Below are 16,575 nucleotides of genomic sequence, written 5' to 3'. Positions count from 1 at the left end.
CTCCTTGACTCTTTTTCAATAGCCCCTCAAAATAAATGAACTTGAATTGTTGTACAACAATTCAAGTTATCTATGCTGGATTTGTATTTTACGTATGGTTTTTTAATTATATTTCATTATTTGTTTTCAAGTTGCGTTTTAAGAATCTTACCACTTGAAGTTTTTGGTAGTTCCTCCATAAAATTAATTTTCAATGGAGGATCTTCAGGTGCTAATTTAGTTTTTACATCCGTAATTAAATCATCTTCATCTACGTTATACCCCGCAGTTAAAACAACGAAGGCGTGGGCAACCTCTCCTAATGCTTCATCAGGTTGTGGAACAACTGAAACTTCTTCAACAGCAGGGTGCAGCGTTAAAACGGTTTCAATATCAAAAGTTGATATTTCTTCTTCCGTTCCATTTATATCATGATTACTTTTTACCACGTTAATTCGACCCTCTTCATCCATTGTCCCTAGGTCACCAGTATGAAGCCAGCCATCTTGAGAAAAATTTAAATCTTCGCTGGTAACTGCCTTACCTTTGACGATAATTTCTCCTATTTCCTTACCATTTTTAGTGACATCTTTGCCACACTTATTAACAATACGCACTTGTGTATCAACCATTTGGAAACCCTCTTTCTCTTACGTTGTTGATGGATTATTCAAAATTATATCATAGAATACATCATAATTGAAAGCGGTTAATTAAAGTTATCTAAATTTTAATTAAAGAACAAAATTTAACTCATGGGCTTTGTTTTAGTGATTTATTTCATCAATGGATTGATAATCATTTATAAAATTCAAGAGAACAGCTTCCCATAGATAAAACGATGCTAATGTTAAGTGTGGATGCCAGGTTGGTTCTTTTTTTATCAGTATATCTCTTCTTTCAGATTGATCTACTTGATAAAGCCATTTTGCTCCCCGTTGTAATCCAATATCATCAATTGCTAACACATTCATTCTTTCCAAGGAGAATATGAGAAACACTTCAGCAGTCCATTTGCCTATCCCTTTTATTTTTGTCAGCTCTTTGACGGCGGTTTCATTGTCGAGTCGAGTTAAACTTTTTAAATTTAAGTCACCATTGTAAACTTTTTGAGTTAAATCTTGGATGTATTTGATTTTAGGTTTTGACAAGCCTGCTGATTGTAAATCTTCCGGAGTCATTTCAGCTAACTTATCGACCGTTAATTGATTATCTGTTAATTGGAGTAACCTTTGGTAAATTGAATGAGCGGCTTGAACAGAGATTTGTTGACCAATAATTGATCTAATTAAAGATTCGAAAAAATCTGGTCTAGTTTCTACTTCTAAATCACCAATTAATTTTATCAACTTTTTCATAATAGGATCCCGGTTTCCTAATTCAGCTACTGATTGGTCGCTTTGGGAAATATATCGCTTTTTAAACATATTAAACACTCCTATATATATAGAATAAGAAAGTTTTAATGAGATTTCCAGAGATTTTTGTCTTATTTTTGAACGTTTATTAGATTAATTAAAAAAACTTTGGTATTATATATATGAGAAAAAAGGTGTCCGGGTATGAATGCAATTTATAAAATTAAGATATTACTCTTGCCTTAGGATTCCAGTTACAGATAGTTAGAAAAAAGGAAGGTGGAAATTTCATGAACGCAAAACCTAAAATTGTCGTATTAGGTGCCGGCTACGGTGGCATGATGACGGCAAGAAAATTAACACAAACTCTATCACCAGAAGAAGCAGAGATTGTCCTAGTAAATAAACATAATTATCACTATGAATCGACATGGCTGCATGAAGTAGCTGCCGGGACGATTAACCATAACCAGGCACGTATAATGCTTAGTGATGTATTTAATCCGAACCGTGTTCGTTTGATTTATGATTCAGTTGAAGAAGTAAAAAGAGACGAGAACCGTGTGATCCTTGAAAATAGTGAGTTGACATATGATTATTTGGTCATCTCTTTAGGATTTGTTACAAATACATTCGGTATTAAAGGCATGGAAGAAAATGCATTCTTCATTCAAGACATCGACTCAAGTCAGTTGATCCGAGACCATATCGAGTATCAATTTGTTAAATATAAAAACAGTGAAGAGAAAAACGATGACGATTTAACTATTTTAGTTGGTGGATCTGGCTTTACCGGCATTGAATTTGTTGGTGAGTTAGCTGAAAAAGTACCAGAGCTTTGTAAAAAATATGATATCGATCGTTATAAGGTCAAAATTATTAATGTAGAAGCTGCTCCAAGGATTTTACCAAGCTTTGATGAAGAATTGGTCGAATATGCTAAACAATCACTTGAAAGCCGTGGTATTGAGTTCAGACTAGGTGCGAAAATCCAAGAGTGTAAAGAAGATTGTTTCGTTGTTGGTGACGATCATGAAGAAATTAAAGCTGGCACCATCGTTTGGACAGGCGGAGTTACAGGTAGCCCTGTATTAAGCAACTCTGGATTTGAATTGACTAAAGGTAAAGTAACTGTCGACGGTGACTTAAGAGCGCCAGGTGAAGATAATATCTTTATCATTGGTGACTGTGCATGGGTCATGAATGAAAAAGAAGGTCGCCCATTCCCACCAACGGCACAAGCAGCAACGCAGCACGGTATCACATGTGCTAAGAATATTAAAGCACTTCTTCATAACCAGCCATTAGAAAACTTTGTATTTGATGACAAAGGAACAGTTGCTTCACTTGGTATATCTGATGCTATGGGGACAGTATATGGTAAGAAATTGTACGGTAAGTCAGCCGCTACAATGAAGAAAGTAGTAGACAATCGTTCACTATACATGCTTGGTGGTATGAAATTCTTACTTAAAAAAGGAAAAGTACGTCCGTTTTAATATAAAAAGCTTTTTAATTTAGCTTATCTCCAGAAAAGAGGAGGGGTCATGAATGAAATTAAGATCGTTTTTACTTTTGGGACTAGCCTCACTAATAGGGTATATCGTAGCTAGCCGTAAGTTGGAAGATTCAAGAGATTTTCGATAATTTAATGTTAATTTGATTATATTAAAAACCATCTTGTTTAAAACAGGATGGTTTTTTTGTCTAAAATAGGTAAGACTGTTTTATAACTTTGATTTAAGTTTGCTATGAAGTGATATAGCTCACTGTTAGTTAGTATGTTTTACAGTATGATTATAGTGTAATCATTAATAATAAAGTTCTGTGATTGCTGTATTTTCTTGTAAATTAGCATGAAAGGATGATTAAAATGAATATAACATGGTTAATCATTGCTTCATTTATCTTATTTGTTGTCGCGTTGGTCTGGACATTATTCATTTTTAAACAAGAAGAAAATAAAATGAAAAAGTACGAAGAAGAAGGGGATACCCTAGAAGATCAGCTCAAGCGCTCGGAGGAATACGAAAAACGTTCATTATCTTCTGATGTACCACTACAAATTGTTATCTATAGTGTTTTCACAGTTGTGTTTTTTATTGGTTTGTTTATTTATTTAGTATGATTTTTTCCTCTGACACCTATTTATATATATATCAAAATAAAATAGCCTCCTTTGATTCATACATGATTCTGGTAATTCGATAAATACTATAATTAAGAGCAAGGAGGTTGTTTTATGTTTAGGGTTATATTTATATTAGTCCTACTTATATTTGTTGGACCAATAAGTGCTTCCGGAGAAAAGTTAATTATTACTGAAAAAGATATAAATGAAACTATTTTTTATAATGATTTTACTATACCGTACACAGATGAGCTGTTTATAGATTGGGATAAAGTTAATCTATTGTTAGATAAATTAGAGAATGAGATTTATCAAAAACCCGTCAATGCCACGCTGGATAAAAATGATCAGATTATCCCTGAAAAACAAGGTGCCAGGCTTAATCGATCTAAATTTCTCACCATTTTTATGAATTCTTTTTATGGACAATCATCCAAAAAAATAAAATTACCTAAAAAAAATACATTCCCAAAAGTAGATAGTGAACTTTTATCAGAAATAAAATCAAATGAATTGGAAAGTTATCAAACTTATTTTAAAGAATCGAATAAAGAGAGAACAATTAATATTCGTCTGGCTGTAAAAGCAATAAACAATCATGTTGTTTTTCCGTATGAAGAATTTTCTTTTAATAACGTCGTGGGTGAACGAACAAAGGAAAGAGGTTATAAGAAGGCACCAGTGATTGTTAAGGGTGAATTAGCCGAAGATATAGGTGGAGGCATTTGCCAAGTATCATCAACTCTCTTCAATGCCGTCAATTTAAAAGGGATTGAAATAGTAGAACGTTATTCACATAGTCGTAGTGTTCCGTATGTCCCGCCTGGTAAAGACGCGACAGTGAGTTGGTGGGGGCCTGATTTCGTTTTTAAAAATAATTATAGTCACCCAGTATTAATTCGGGCTAAGACTGAAGGTGGCAAAGTGATTGTCACTCTTTATTCATCAAATGATGCCTATCACCGTTGAAATAGTTTAGTTCTTTTTAGCTGAGTGATACACTAGTTAAAAAAAGAGTGTATGGAGTTGATTCTATGGAGACGATGAATATATTAGATTTGAATGAATTAATCGAAGCTGTTACAACGGATGAAAACAAAGAAACTTTAGCGGAAATAATTCAAGAATTTAAAAGAGAACATTATCCAAATGTTCTTTCTAAAACTAAAGTTGCTGTGAATCAATTTCCAAATGATAAAAATTTAAAGAACCTCATGGATATAATCGACGCTATTAGTCATGCTGAGATAGGTGAATATAAAGCTTCAAAAGAAATTATTGACCGTTTATATTATGAATTGAACTCAAAAGAGACTAGCCAGTTAATCCAATTGGCTGAGCTTGCTTTTATGAGTGATTACCGACTCTCTAGAAGGATAATGACAGATGCCATTAAAGTTTTAGAAAACGAAAAAACACCGGATTTATTTATGTTAACAAGATGTTATTTAGTGTTAGGAGAGGCTGAAGAAAATCTTCAGAAATATAAACGAGCTATTAAATATTATCAAAAAGGTTTAAGATATTATAAAGAAACAGAAGAAATGAATGATGATAGCTATATGCTCACTTATTTAACTTTTAAAATTGGTATGTTGTATTCAGCCTTACAAGAGACAGAAGAAGCGATTAAGTATTTCCATCAGGCCAATGCACTTGCAGATGATCAACAGTCCGATATAAAAGTGTATAGCCTTGTCGGCCTAGCGAAAACATATGCCGGCAATGAAATGGGAGAACAAGCATATCCTCATTTAATAGAAGCTCTTGATATTATCAAAGGATCATCGTTAGAAGATAGTATAACCCATGCTGAAGCATTAACGGAACTTGCTTTTTACTATTTTAATCAGGCAAAACTAGAAGAAGCTATTCCATATTATGAACAAACGATTGAAGCTTATATGAAACAGCCTCAATATCCAGCACGTACGCTTGGGATGATCTACATGCAATATGCTTATTGTCTTACCCACGAAAAAGCAGCAGATAATGTTCAAGCTGGTAAATCATATGAGCGAGCCATCGAACTGCTTGAGAAAGCGAATGATCATGAGCTACTTGAAAATGCTTTAGCTGATGTTATATCTTTTTTTAACCAAACTAAAAATGAAAAGAAAAAGAGATTTTTTGAGGATAAACTCGTTAAAAATATGGCGTACTAGTGAATTTATATGCTTGACTCAGAATGACGCAGTATACGCAAATTGCCGTTTTATAGTTGGTATGGTATGATAAAAGTAACAAAAAAAGTGAAAATAAAGCCTCAGGGGGAGCCATCTGGCTGAGAGTGAACAATTTGTTCAGACCCTTTGAACCTGTTAGTTAGTACTAGCGTAGGGATGTGGTTTTTTTGATGGATATATTTATATTAAGTAATGTGAGCGGAACTCCCATCAGGAAACTCCCCTAGGCATTACTTTTTTTGTGTGTATGAAAAAAGATAGGGGGGAGTTATCTTGAGTTCAAAACGTACTTTGTTTTTAATTGAAGTAGCAATCTTTACAGCTTTAGCATTAGTTTTAGACATTATCCCTTTTTTAAAGTTTAAAATCTGGCCCGCTGGTGGTTCGATTTCATTTGCAATGATTCCCATTTTTATTGTTGCGTTTCGCTGGGGGCTTAAGGGTGGGTTATTATCAGGGTTTTTATGGGGGATTTTGCAGATTGCTGTAGGAGATGCTTATATCCTTAATTTTTGGCAAGGTGCCATTGAATATGGTTTTGCATTTATGGTCTTAGGATTTGCTGGTGTGTTTGCTAATGCAGCTCAGCAGTCGTTTAAGCAAGGTGAAAATAAGATGAGTTTTATATATATTATGCTTGGTGTACTGTTTGGAACAGCACTTAGGTTCACCGCTCATTTTGTTGCTGGAATTATTTTCTTTAGTGATGCAGCGCCAGAAGGGCAGGCAGCGTGGGTTTACTCATTGGTCTATAATAGCACTTACTTAATACCTGGATTTATCTTAAGTACGATTGTCGTTTATTATTTATTTTATAAACAACCAAGAACCATATTAAGTTCAGCTGCTTAAAAATAAATAGAAGTTTCTGCTCACAGATAGATAGAAATAGTGTATATAAAAAGGTCAGATGGTTTTATATAAACCGTCTGACTTTTTGTGTTATCGAGAAATTTGAGATTACCCAGACAAAAAACTTGCTAAATAATAATCATATGTAAAGATAAATAAAAGAACAATTTTAGAAAATTAGGCTATTCGGATTTTTACGTGGAATTTGTAAAGGGAACTTTTAATAGCGAATGGAATATGCGACACTCCTGGGACTGCAGCAAGCTTCGTCCCACCAAAAACCTTTGTGGGAGATGAGGCTCACCAGCGACGAAGAATGAACTACAATTCTTCTTTCCCCACGGAAAGCGAGTATATTTCGTGAGGGGCGATTTTTTAATATTAAATTTTCCACACTATTTTCTGAATACCCGAAAATTATAATAGAAATAAAGAAAGGATGAATAAAATGCAGGCATTTGTGCATGAAGATGGACAATTAAAGTTAAAGAACGTGGATGAACCGCAAGCAAGTCAAGGTGAAGTAGTTGTCTCCCTTCGGGTTGCTGGATTAAATCGTCGTGATTTATACATTCCAAATCGAAGAGGAGATAAAGCTGAGGCTCTCGTTTTAGGGTCTGATGGAGCAGGCATAATTGATTCTATTGGGGAAGGAGTAGACAATGTGAAAGTAGGGGATGAAGTTATAATAAATCCATCTCTTAGGTGGGAAGATGAAACTCCTGCTCCACCGGAATCCTTTGATATTCTTGGAATGCCTAATAACGGGACTTTTGCAAATAAAATTGTGATTTCAGCTGACCAACTTGAACCAAAACCAAAACACTTATCTTGGAAAGAAGCAGGGGTTCTTGCTTTATCGGCCCTTACTGGCTATCGAGCAATGTTTACTAAAGGTCAGATTAAAAAAGGGGAAACTGTATTCATTCCCGGAGCGGGGAGTGGAGTTGCTACCTATTTGATCTCTTTTGCAAAAAACATCGGAGCACGTGTAATTGTCACCTCGAGAGACGATGCTAAACTTAAACAAGCAAAAGAACTGGGTGCTGATTTGACATTAAATACTGACTCGGATTGGTTGGATGAACTTAAAGATGAAACGATTGATTTAGTCATCGATAGTGTTGGGCGTGCGACATTTAATCGATCATTGAAAGTTCTTAAAAAGGGCGGAAGAATGGTTGTATTTGGTGCAACAACAGAGGATACGATAAACTTAAATTTGCGTGACTTCTTCTATGGTCAGTATCAATTAATTGGATCAACAATGGGTAGTAAACAAGAGCTTCAGGCAATGATTGAGCACATAGAACAGTACAAGACTCACCCAGTAATCGATAGAGTCTATAACTTAACAGAAGCACAAGATGCTTTTGATTATCTAAAGGAAAATAAACAATTCGGCAAGATAGCATTAACAATTGACCATTAAAAGTAGCTGATTGACGACTGAAGGTGATATTCCAAAGTTGCTAAAAATCGCTACGCTTTCTACAGAGACTTGGTAAGCCCCCTCGTGATTAATAATTACGTAGGGGGCATTAGTATTATCCTCTCTGAAATTGTTCTTGCACCGCATTCCAGGTAGTGTATCATTATTATCCTCCCTGGAATCATTTTTCACGACTATATTATTTAGCTTTTGTTTCCATCCAGTCTTTGCCTTCCAGATGTCTTGTAACAAGCATACTTGATACGTTATCGCCTGTTACGTTAATCATAGTAGCCGGCGGATCAACAAGTACTCCAATGGTAGAGATAATTGGTAAAGCCTCGATAGGCAAACCATAAAGGGTGATGATCATCATTTCTCCCATAAATCCACCGCCAGGAATCCCGCTCATGACGATGCCTGACAGCAAACAGATTCCAATTGCTGTTAAAAATGTGTCGATTCCCATGAAGTCCATATTAAACACACCAAATATAAACGCAATTTTTAGCATTGCGGCGAGACAAGAGCCGTCCATATGAATCGTGGCTCCGAGGGGTAAAACCGTTTCACGGATATCCTTTGGAACACCAATATTCTTTGCTGCTTGCAGGTTTACAGGGAGAGAAGCAATACTGCTACCTGTCCCAAGCGATGTTGCCGCAGGTGACAAAGCGTTTTTCCAAAAACGTTTAACACCTTTTTTACCACCAGCCAAAAATGCATAAAGGGTAAAACCTATTACGAAATATAAAATTGAAACGGGATAATAAATAATAATTGCTTTAACGTAATCACCAATTAAATCTGATCCGAACTCACCAATAAGAGAGGCAAAATAAGCACCGAGTCCGATAGGCGCATAGTACATAATGAGCTGTACTAATTTCATTAATACTTCTGAACCACTTGTTAAAAATTTCGCAAAAGGTTTTCCTTTTTCACCCGTTAGCCCTGTTGCGACTCCAATTAACACAGAAAAGATGATGAGGGCTAGCATATTTTCACGTGAGAATAAATCTACAAAATCAGAAACTGTAAAGGTTTGAACCAGCTGGTCAGCTAAAGTTAATTCCTCAACATTATCAGGTGTTTCTATCGGGATGTTAGCTCCTGTTCCGGGTGGAAAAATTAATGTGGCGACGAGCATGACAACAGCTGCAATCAGTCCTGTTAATATAAAAACAGTCATCATTGATCCCATGATTTTACCTAATCGTTTCATACTATCCATGCTAGCGATAGCTGAAGCGATGGTGAAAAAAACAAGGGGGATAACAACCATAAACAGTAAGTTAAGAAAAACATCTCCAAGAGGTTTAATAATTTCCGCTTTCTCTCCAAAAATTAATCCTATAATTGAGCCAATAAAAATTGAAAATAATAGAATTATAGGAAAACGATATGCTTTTAATTTACTTTTCATTATGTTCAGTCCTTTTCGTGAGGTTGTTACAATAAGTTTATTTTACACGAAAACAGTTTAATAAAAAAGCATAATCATTTTAAATAAGGCTTAACCAAATCAATCGCTTGTTGTAATTTTTCACTGTTTTTGTCATACATTTTTTTTGATTGATCGTTTTCGGTTGCTAGAGCGAAGAGTTCTAAATCTGCTTGGCATTTTTTCATTTGTGCTTTAAGAAGGGGTTTTTGCGTTGGACTTGGAACAGCAATGTTATCATCGTATAAATCAACTGTTAGTTGTCCATGATGATCCACTTGGCCAAGAAATACGTTTTCAATACTGACGTTCATTTTCTCAAGCTCTATTTCTAACCATGTAGGATTAAGTGACAGATTAGCAAGTCCTTCGAGCATGACTTCGCCATCCATTACTACAGTTTGCGGCTCTTTAGCAGGTGCTAATTTTAATTCGAGATCTTTTGCAGTGGGAGGAAGACTCTCTTTTTTAGGAAGTACATTTACCATCCCTGAAGGTTCTAATACAGCAAATTCCACATCAGCCACATTAAAAATATCTTTATAACGAAGGTGCTCAAGCAGATCATCACTTGAAAAGCCTTCTTTTTTCAGGTTATCTTCCATAATTTTTCCATTTTGGATAAGTACTGCGCTTTTTCCTTGGAACAAGTCACGAAAAGATTTATTCTTTAAGGAGAATTGTTCGACAGCAAATGTAATAATGAACCATATAAACATTGAGATGATACCGTAAGTAAATGTATATTTCATTGTACTTGTATGAATAGCAACAATGCCACCTAACACGATTCCTGAAATATATTCAAAAATTGTGAACTGTGCTAGTTGTCTTTTACCAAGCAGTTTCGTCATTAAAAACAATAATGTAATTAACGTGAAAGTCTTGAGAATAACGATACCCCAATTAGGCATACATATTATCCTTTCTCCTATTTGTATTGTGGTTCCTCATTGATAAGCATAATAAGTTGCTTATCCAAATCAGCTTTAATTTCTTCCATGATTTGAATGCTTTTTTCTAAAGATTGTTTTGCTTTATTATCAGTAGTTTCTACAGCAAGCGTGCTTAGTTCTGCTTCAATGCTTTTTATTGTGGCATAACATGTTCTGACTTCTGACCCGACAGTCATATTTTCACCTCCTAATCACCTTTTGGTTTAAACAATATCGCACCAATCATTCCAAACACGATTGCCGCTGAGATTCCAGAACTGGTCACTTCAAACATGCCTGTAACAACACCAATGATCCCATGTTCTTCACCTTCCGCCATTGCACCATGTACTAATTGATTTCCGAAACTTGTTATCGGAACTGTAGCTCCAGCTCCTGCAAAGTCAATAAGGGGTTGGTATAAACCAAATCCGTCTAAAATTGCGCCTATAACAACTAACGTGCTTAAAGTGTGACCTGGGGTTAGTTTAAATACATCGAACATGATTTGACCAATCACACAAATTAGACCCCCAACGATAAATGCCCAAAGAAAAATCATAATTTATCACTTCCTGCTTCAATTGATACAGCGTGTGCAATACACGGGATACTTGCTTTTTGTTGTACCGTAAGAGGAGAATGTAGAGCTCCTGTGGCAACAGCAAGTAATCTTTTTATTTTACCGGTTTCAATTAACTTTAAAAAATGTCCATAAATACCTACTGCGGAAGAAGCGGTACCACTTGCCCCTGACATAACTCCTTGACTATCATGATATATTGCCGTTCCACAATCTAGGTATTGGTCTTCAGTTACATTTATTCCTCTTTCCCTCAGCAAATCAAAGGAAACTTTCCATCCAACTTTCCCTAAATCACCTGTCACGATTAAATCATAGTATGACGGATCGATATCTCTTTCTTTTAAGTGGGCTATTATAGTATCAACTGCTGCTGGTGCCATTGCTCCTCCCATATTAAAAGGATCGGTCATACCCATATCAACCACTTTACCAATCGTAGCTGATGTAACCACAGGACCATTACCTTCTCTTGCTACAAGACCACAACCTGCTCCAGTTACAGTCGATTGGGCAGTGGGTGGTTTTTGTCCACCGTATTCAGTGGGATAACGAAATTGTCGTTCAGTCGCACTATAATGGCTTGCTGTTCCAGTTAGAATATAATTAGCTCCTTTTCCATTTATAATAAATGCAGCTAAAGCGAGGCCTTCCATTGACGTAGCACATGCGCTGAACAGACCTAAATAAGGAGTGCCAACTGAATTAGCTGCAAATGTAGTTGGAGTGATTTGATTAATTAAGTCGCCACTTATAAAAAAATCAACTTGTTCTTTATTGATAGGACTATTTTTAATAGCATATTGACTCGCTTCCTCCATCATCATCTGTTGAGCTTTTTCATAGGAACTTTGTTTCAGCCATAAGTCATCATGTAAGATATTAAATGCTTCAGGTATTTTACCCTCTGCTTCCAATGGACCTCCGACAGTACCTGTATTAATGATGACTGGATTATTGTTAAACATCCATGTTCGGTGTCCAAGTAGCATTATAAAACCCCCCATTGAATAAGGAGCGTTTTGATTAAAGCAATAATAAATGCTGAGAAAACACCGAATAATATAACTGATCCGGCCAATTTGAACATATTACCCCCAACTCCGAGGACAAACCCTTCCGTACGATGTTCAATGGCAGACGAAATCACAGAATTACCAAACCCTGTAACGGGAACAGCGGTACCAGCTCCAGCAAATTGAGCTATTTTATCATAAAGCCCAAATCCTGTAAGTAACATCGTTATAAATATAAGGGTTGCCACTGTAGGATTACCTGCAGTTTGTTCGGTGAAATCAAAAAAGTATATATAGAAGGTGGAAATAAATTGACCTATAACACAAATGAAACCACCCACAAAGAAAGCTTTTAAACAATTTTTAAAGACTGGACGTTCCGTTTCTCTTTGTTTTTGGAAAGCTTGATATTTTTGTGCTTCTGGTGGTAAGTTTTTCTTTTTATTATCTGCCATATATGTTCACCTTTTCATTTAAGTTTTTTCATTCATTAAACTGATAATCTTTTTAATCTTTTTATCCATTTCTTTTTTTGTTAAAGAATTTGTTTTTAATTTCTGTTCAAGTTGTTCTAGCTCTATGATAATTTTTTTATCAGTTGAAAAATTTATATCCATTTCAGGAAATTCTTCTTTAATTTTTTTCTTTGATTTGTCTTCAATTTTTTGTAGTTGAAATCGTTTCATATGAGGGATTTCTATTGCGACTACAAGTTTTTTTTCAGTATTAACTGCATAAACGTTGGTTATGTTTTTATCTTTACTTACATATTCTTTCGCTTGATTAGAAATATCTTGATTGAACGAAGTTGGATTATTAATTTTAGTCATTTCTACTTCTGTATTATTTTTATCTTCCAAAGTGTTAGGCTGAGAACTACATGCTATCATTGTAATTATCAAAAGGATTAATACGGACAGTTTTTTTCGATTCATGATATTCACCTAGTTATTAGACATTTTGAGGGAGGGTGAAAACAATACAAGTTTCACCCCCTTGTTTTATTTTTACTTAGAATAAACTTGGCCATCTCCAGCTTATATATTGCTGGTGCCCAGCGCTTTTGTCGCCTAGCCCCTCGAGATCTTAAGCAATAACTCTACGTGGTAAAAGTCTCCACTTCGATTTCTTGCTTAAGCTTGTCGGGGCTGACCAGTCGCTTTCGCTTTTGTTCTTTAAAACCCTTTATATTGGGGTTCTTCCTGTTCTATTTCTTGGACTCGGGGTTGAACTGATTCCAAAATACTCATTGTTTGTTTAGCTGCGTCTTCATATAACTTTTTTGCTTGTTTGTTCTCTGTTTGTAATGCAAACTGTTCAAAGCTTGCTTGGGCACTTTTTAAACCTGCAATTGTTTGTTTAACTTGAGATCCCACAGTCATAAAAACACACCCTCCTTTGCTATTCACGTCTTATATTTTTAATTTTTAGCTGTATTTATACGTACTATTTTTTTCCTTCACGTCACGAATACTTAAAAACGACATAATGTTTTTACACTTTAATGAACTTTGAGAGGGTAAAATATCATTTTTTTTCTAAGTTTGTTAGACTTAATAGTATATACACAGTTGTGAAAGGTTGGATGATTTGATGCAAATAAGAAAACCGATTCCAGTAGAAGACGCTGTAAAGTTAGTTATGGAACATCGTTTGCTTGGTGAAGAGGAAAGAGTTTCTCTTATTGAAAGTGATAACAGGAGACTTGCCGAACCAATCATAGCCACAAATGATGTGCCTTCATTTGATAAATCACCTTATGATGGATTTGCTTTTCGTGCAAAAGATACCAAAGATGCTGATTCAGATAATCCTGTAACTTTTGAAATAGTGGAACATATAGGCGCAGGTATTTTACCGGATAAGGAAATAAAGACAGGGCAGGCCACTCGAATTATGACCGGAGCACAAATCCCTGTTGGAGCTGATTGCGTTGCTATGTTAGAAAATTGCAACACTTACGAAGAAAACGATAAAGTATATATGACTCTGACACATAAAATGAAAAAAAATCAAAATATTATTGAGACGGGTTCTGAAGTAAGGAAAGGAGACGTATTAGTTGAAGAAGGTACTTTAATTAATCCTGGAGTCAAAGCGGTGATGGCCACATTTGGTTATAGTGAAGTATCAGTTGTAAAAAAACCTATTGTAGGTATTCTTGCGACAGGAACAGAATTGCTTGAAGTTGATGAACCTTTGGAACCAGGAAAAATCCGTAATTCTAATGCTTACATGGTTGCATCGCAAGTCAAACGAGCAGGTGGCGACTATATTTATTATGGGAAGTTGGCAGACGAATTTAATCCCAGTATGGAAATGGTTCAAAAAGCCTTGAGTCAAGTAGACTTCTTAATAACGACAGGCGGTGTTTCTGTTGGGGATTTTGACTTATTACCTGACATTTATAAAGAGTTAGGGGCTGATGTTTTATTTAATAAAATTGCAATGAGACCTGGCAGTGTAACAACTGTTGCCATTTTAGACAACAAACTTTTATTTGGTTTGTCTGGCAATCCGTCCGCTTGTTATGTTGGGTTTGAATTATTTGCAAGACCAATCATTCAGTATAATTTATATAATAAAAATCCTTACCTTACGCGTACAAAAGCTAAGATGGCAATGGACTTTCCAAAGGCGAATCCTTTTACGAGATTTGTAAGAACTTATGTGACTTATGATTCTGATGGAGATTTAAGAGTTCATTTGGCGGGTAAAGACAAATCAAATGTGGTAAGTTCCTTAGCACATTCCACATCACTTATGGTTTTGCCCGGTGGAACTGAAGAGTATCGTTCAGGCGATTTGGTTGATGTCTTATTATTAAATGAATTTGAGGGTCAAGCAAACTTTTAAAAGGAGTGAACAAGATGACTAAGCATATAGAGCCGATTAAGGATCATTTTGGAAGACCTTTAAGGGATTTACGAATTTCAGTTACTGATAAATGTAACTTAAGGTGTACATATTGTATGCCTAAAGAGGTTTTTGGAGATGATTACGTTTTCTTACCTAAAAGTGAACTATTAAGTTTTGAAGAAATTACTCGCTTAGCAGAAAAATTTGCTAGCTTAGGGGTCCAAAAAATTCGCTTAACGGGTGGCGAGCCTTTAATGCGGAAAGATCTAGAACAGTTGATTCAAAAATTGACAAAAATCGAGGGTATTGCAGATATCGGATTAACGACGAATGCGTTTCTATTACCTAGAAAAGCCCAAGCTTTAAAAGATGCAGGCTTAAAACGTGTGAATATTAGTTTAGATGCGATAGAAGATGACGTGTTTAAAAAAATAAATGGTCGTAACGTTGGGACGCTCCCAGCTCTTAAGGGAATTGAAGCAGCTCAGAAAGCGGGTTTAGAAGTTAAAGTGAATTCCGTTGTTAAAAAAGGGATGAATGAAAGTCAGATTGTTCCACTAGCACGCTATTTCAAGGATAAGGATGTTATATTACGATTTATTGAATTTATGGATGTCGGTAACCATAATGGGTGGGATCTAAACAATGTTATTACAAAAAAACAAATTGTAGACCGAATCAATGAGAAAATGCCACTCGAACCTGCTGAAGAAAATTATTATGGAGAAGTAGCTTCCAGGTATAAATACATTGATGGTGAAGGTGAAATAGGTGTTATATCATCCGTATCTGATTCGTTCTGTGGTACATGCACAAGACTAAGACTGTCAGCAGATGGTAAGCTTTATACCTGTTTATTTGCTTCCAGTGGATTTGATATTAAACAAAAAATACGTGGGGGATTAAGCGAAGAAGAGCTAACTGAAGAATTAGTTTCTCTCTGGGCTGGTCGAAAAGATCGCTATTCAGATGAGAGGGCTGAACGAAAACATGATAACCGTGAAAAAATTGAAATGTCTTATATAGGTGGCTAATCATTGTCAGTAGGAGATGACCGGTAATGAAAACATTTAAACTAAATTCTTTATCTATTCTACTGTATGAACAAGAAGAAATAAAAAAACACCCTATTGAATTTATTGACGGATTGATGATTAATCGAGAAGATGAAGAAGGTCAATGGTTAACGGAAGTATATTTAGATAAACAACATAAAGATTTATTTCAACAGTTAAAAGATAATAACGAACAAACGACGATAGAAGTTAAAATAACCAAAGAGAGTAATGCACCTGTTACTTTAAACAGTCGAATTTTAGGGTTAAATGACATTGGAGACTTTATGAATGTACTATTAATTGGAGAAATGGTTGATAGGCGTAAAAGTATGGTAGAAGATTTATTAAGTAATCTCATCACTAAAGGTTACCAAGGCGAGGAGCTGCTTAAGCGTTTCAAAGAACTTGTGTAATTAATAAATTCAACTTTCGCATAGTAAACGAGATTTTGCTTATAGTTCCTCTAATCATTTTCCAGACAATACGTTAAGCGTGGCAATCGAACTATGGTTTTTCGTTGACTGATAAAGAAAGCTGTTTATACACGAAATTCATAAACTGTGTGGTAATTTAACACTATCTATTAAAAGAATGAGGTAAACCATCGCTACGGAAATACGCTACGCTTTGATATGCTCCCTTTTGAGTAGACAGTTAAAAAATAAAAAAACAACTATTCAAAAGGAGAGGTATTCATTGGCAAATCCATATTATTCACCCGACTTTAAATGGAAAGTAGTTC

General features: G+C 35.3%; 19 protein-coding genes and 1 riboswitch. Of the genes, 9 read left to right on the top strand and 10 right to left on the bottom strand.

The annotated features are described in order from the left end of the window. Positions 1-116: 116 nt before the first annotated feature. Positions 117-611, bottom strand: coding sequence for an AMP-binding enzyme (locus KQI49_RS09855; protein WP_216488499.1), 495 nt, complete (start codon positions 609-611; stop codon positions 117-119). Positions 612-746: 135 nt separating this feature from the next. Further along, positions 747-1,406: a DNA-3-methyladenine glycosylase family protein gene (locus KQI49_RS09850; RefSeq protein ID WP_216488497.1), complete on the bottom strand. Its 660-nt coding sequence runs from the start codon at positions 1,404-1,406 to the stop codon at positions 747-749. Between the two features lie 221 nt (positions 1,407-1,627). Between KQI49_RS09850 and KQI49_RS09845 the strand changes: the two genes are divergently transcribed. From KQI49_RS09845 to KQI49_RS09820, 6 genes are all read left to right on the top strand, one after another. Beyond that, complete coding sequence (locus tag KQI49_RS09845) at positions 1,628-2,836, top strand: NAD(P)/FAD-dependent oxidoreductase (protein ID WP_216488494.1); 1,209 nt, start codon at positions 1,628-1,630, stop codon at positions 2,834-2,836. 374 nt (positions 2,837-3,210) lie between these two features. Further along, positions 3,211-3,465, top strand: coding sequence for a hypothetical protein (locus KQI49_RS09840; RefSeq protein WP_216488492.1), 255 nt, complete (start codon positions 3,211-3,213; stop codon positions 3,463-3,465). Between the two features lie 114 nt (positions 3,466-3,579). Beyond that, positions 3,580-4,437 (top strand): VanW family protein, encoded by an 858-nt coding sequence (locus tag KQI49_RS09835; RefSeq protein ID WP_216488490.1) that lies wholly within the window; start codon positions 3,580-3,582, stop codon positions 4,435-4,437. 65 nt (positions 4,438-4,502) lie between these two features. Then, entirely contained in the window at positions 4,503-5,633 is a 1,131-nt protein-coding gene (locus tag KQI49_RS09830; RefSeq protein ID WP_216488488.1) for a tetratricopeptide repeat protein, read from the top strand. A 94-nt stretch (positions 5,634-5,727) separates the two neighbouring features. Then, positions 5,728-5,828, top strand: a riboswitch (TPP riboswitch). A gap of 99 nt (positions 5,829-5,927) precedes the next feature. Then, positions 5,928-6,506 carry an energy-coupled thiamine transporter ThiT gene (thiT, locus tag KQI49_RS09825; protein WP_216488486.1) on the top strand — a complete coding sequence of 193 codons (579 nt, stop codon included), beginning with the start codon at positions 5,928-5,930 and terminating at the stop codon, positions 6,504-6,506. Positions 6,507-6,954: 448 nt separating this feature from the next. After that, positions 6,955-7,938, top strand: coding sequence for a zinc-binding dehydrogenase (locus tag KQI49_RS09820; protein WP_216488480.1), 984 nt, complete (start codon positions 6,955-6,957; stop codon positions 7,936-7,938). 199 nt (positions 7,939-8,137) lie between these two features. On the opposite strand, the gene KQI49_RS09815 is transcribed toward KQI49_RS09820, so the two are convergent. From KQI49_RS09815 to KQI49_RS09780, 8 genes are all read right to left on the bottom strand, one after another. Next, positions 8,138-9,364: a dicarboxylate/amino acid:cation symporter gene (locus KQI49_RS09815; RefSeq protein WP_216488478.1), complete on the bottom strand. Its 1,227-nt coding sequence runs from the start codon at positions 9,362-9,364 to the stop codon at positions 8,138-8,140. 74 nt (positions 9,365-9,438) lie between these two features. Then, the gene (locus KQI49_RS09810) at positions 9,439-10,296 is read right to left on the bottom strand and encodes a DUF421 domain-containing protein (protein ID WP_216488476.1); all 858 of its coding nucleotides are present in this window, start codon (positions 10,294-10,296) and stop codon (positions 9,439-9,441) included. 17 nt (positions 10,297-10,313) lie between these two features. After that, positions 10,314-10,514, bottom strand: a complete 201-nt coding sequence (locus KQI49_RS09805; protein WP_216488474.1) for a DUF1657 domain-containing protein — start codon at positions 10,512-10,514, stop codon at positions 10,314-10,316. 11 nt (positions 10,515-10,525) lie between these two features. Next, positions 10,526-10,879, bottom strand: a complete 354-nt coding sequence (spoVAE, locus tag KQI49_RS09800; protein WP_216488472.1) for a stage V sporulation protein AE — start codon at positions 10,877-10,879, stop codon at positions 10,526-10,528. After that, positions 10,876-11,892 (bottom strand): stage V sporulation protein AD, encoded by a 1,017-nt coding sequence (gene spoVAD / locus KQI49_RS09795; protein ID WP_216488470.1) that lies wholly within the window; start codon positions 11,890-11,892, stop codon positions 10,876-10,878. Before spoVAD ends, spoVAE begins: the two co-directional genes overlap by 4 nt. After that, positions 11,892-12,371: a stage V sporulation protein AC gene (spoVAC, locus tag KQI49_RS09790; protein WP_216488468.1), complete on the bottom strand. Its 480-nt coding sequence runs from the start codon at positions 12,369-12,371 to the stop codon at positions 11,892-11,894. Before spoVAC ends, spoVAD begins: the two co-directional genes overlap by 1 nt. A gap of 18 nt (positions 12,372-12,389) precedes the next feature. Next, a complete protein-coding gene (locus tag KQI49_RS09785) occupies positions 12,390-12,851 on the bottom strand; it encodes a YhcN/YlaJ family sporulation lipoprotein (protein WP_216488466.1) in 462 nt (153 codons plus the stop codon). A gap of 240 nt (positions 12,852-13,091) precedes the next feature. After that, complete coding sequence (locus tag KQI49_RS09780) at positions 13,092-13,298, bottom strand: DUF1657 domain-containing protein (protein ID WP_216488464.1); 207 nt, start codon at positions 13,296-13,298, stop codon at positions 13,092-13,094. A 208-nt stretch (positions 13,299-13,506) separates the two neighbouring features. Here KQI49_RS09780 and KQI49_RS09775 point away from each other — a divergent pair, with 208 nt between their 5' ends. The 3 genes from KQI49_RS09775 to KQI49_RS09765 are packed head-to-tail and all read left to right on the top strand — an operon-like array spanning position 13,507 to position 16,246. Further along, positions 13,507-14,772 carry a molybdopterin molybdotransferase MoeA gene (locus KQI49_RS09775; RefSeq protein ID WP_216488462.1) on the top strand — a complete coding sequence of 422 codons (1,266 nt, stop codon included), beginning with the start codon at positions 13,507-13,509 and terminating at the stop codon, positions 14,770-14,772. 14 nt (positions 14,773-14,786) lie between these two features. Continuing rightward, on the top strand, positions 14,787-15,809 hold the full coding sequence (gene moaA / locus KQI49_RS09770; RefSeq protein WP_216488460.1) for a GTP 3',8-cyclase MoaA: 1,023 nt from the start codon (positions 14,787-14,789) through the stop codon (positions 15,807-15,809). A gap of 26 nt (positions 15,810-15,835) precedes the next feature. After that, positions 15,836-16,246 carry a YwpF-like family protein gene (locus tag KQI49_RS09765; protein ID WP_216488458.1) on the top strand — a complete coding sequence of 137 codons (411 nt, stop codon included), beginning with the start codon at positions 15,836-15,838 and terminating at the stop codon, positions 16,244-16,246. Positions 16,247-16,575 lie beyond the last annotated feature (329 nt).

The sequence above is a fragment of the Virgibacillus sp. MSJ-26 genome, assembly GCF_018918075.1.
Classification (GTDB): domain Bacteria; phylum Bacillota; class Bacilli; order Bacillales; family Amphibacillaceae; genus MSJ-26.
The sequence above is the reverse complement of the archived record's forward strand: the minus strand, read 5'-3'. Positions and strand labels throughout refer to the sequence as shown.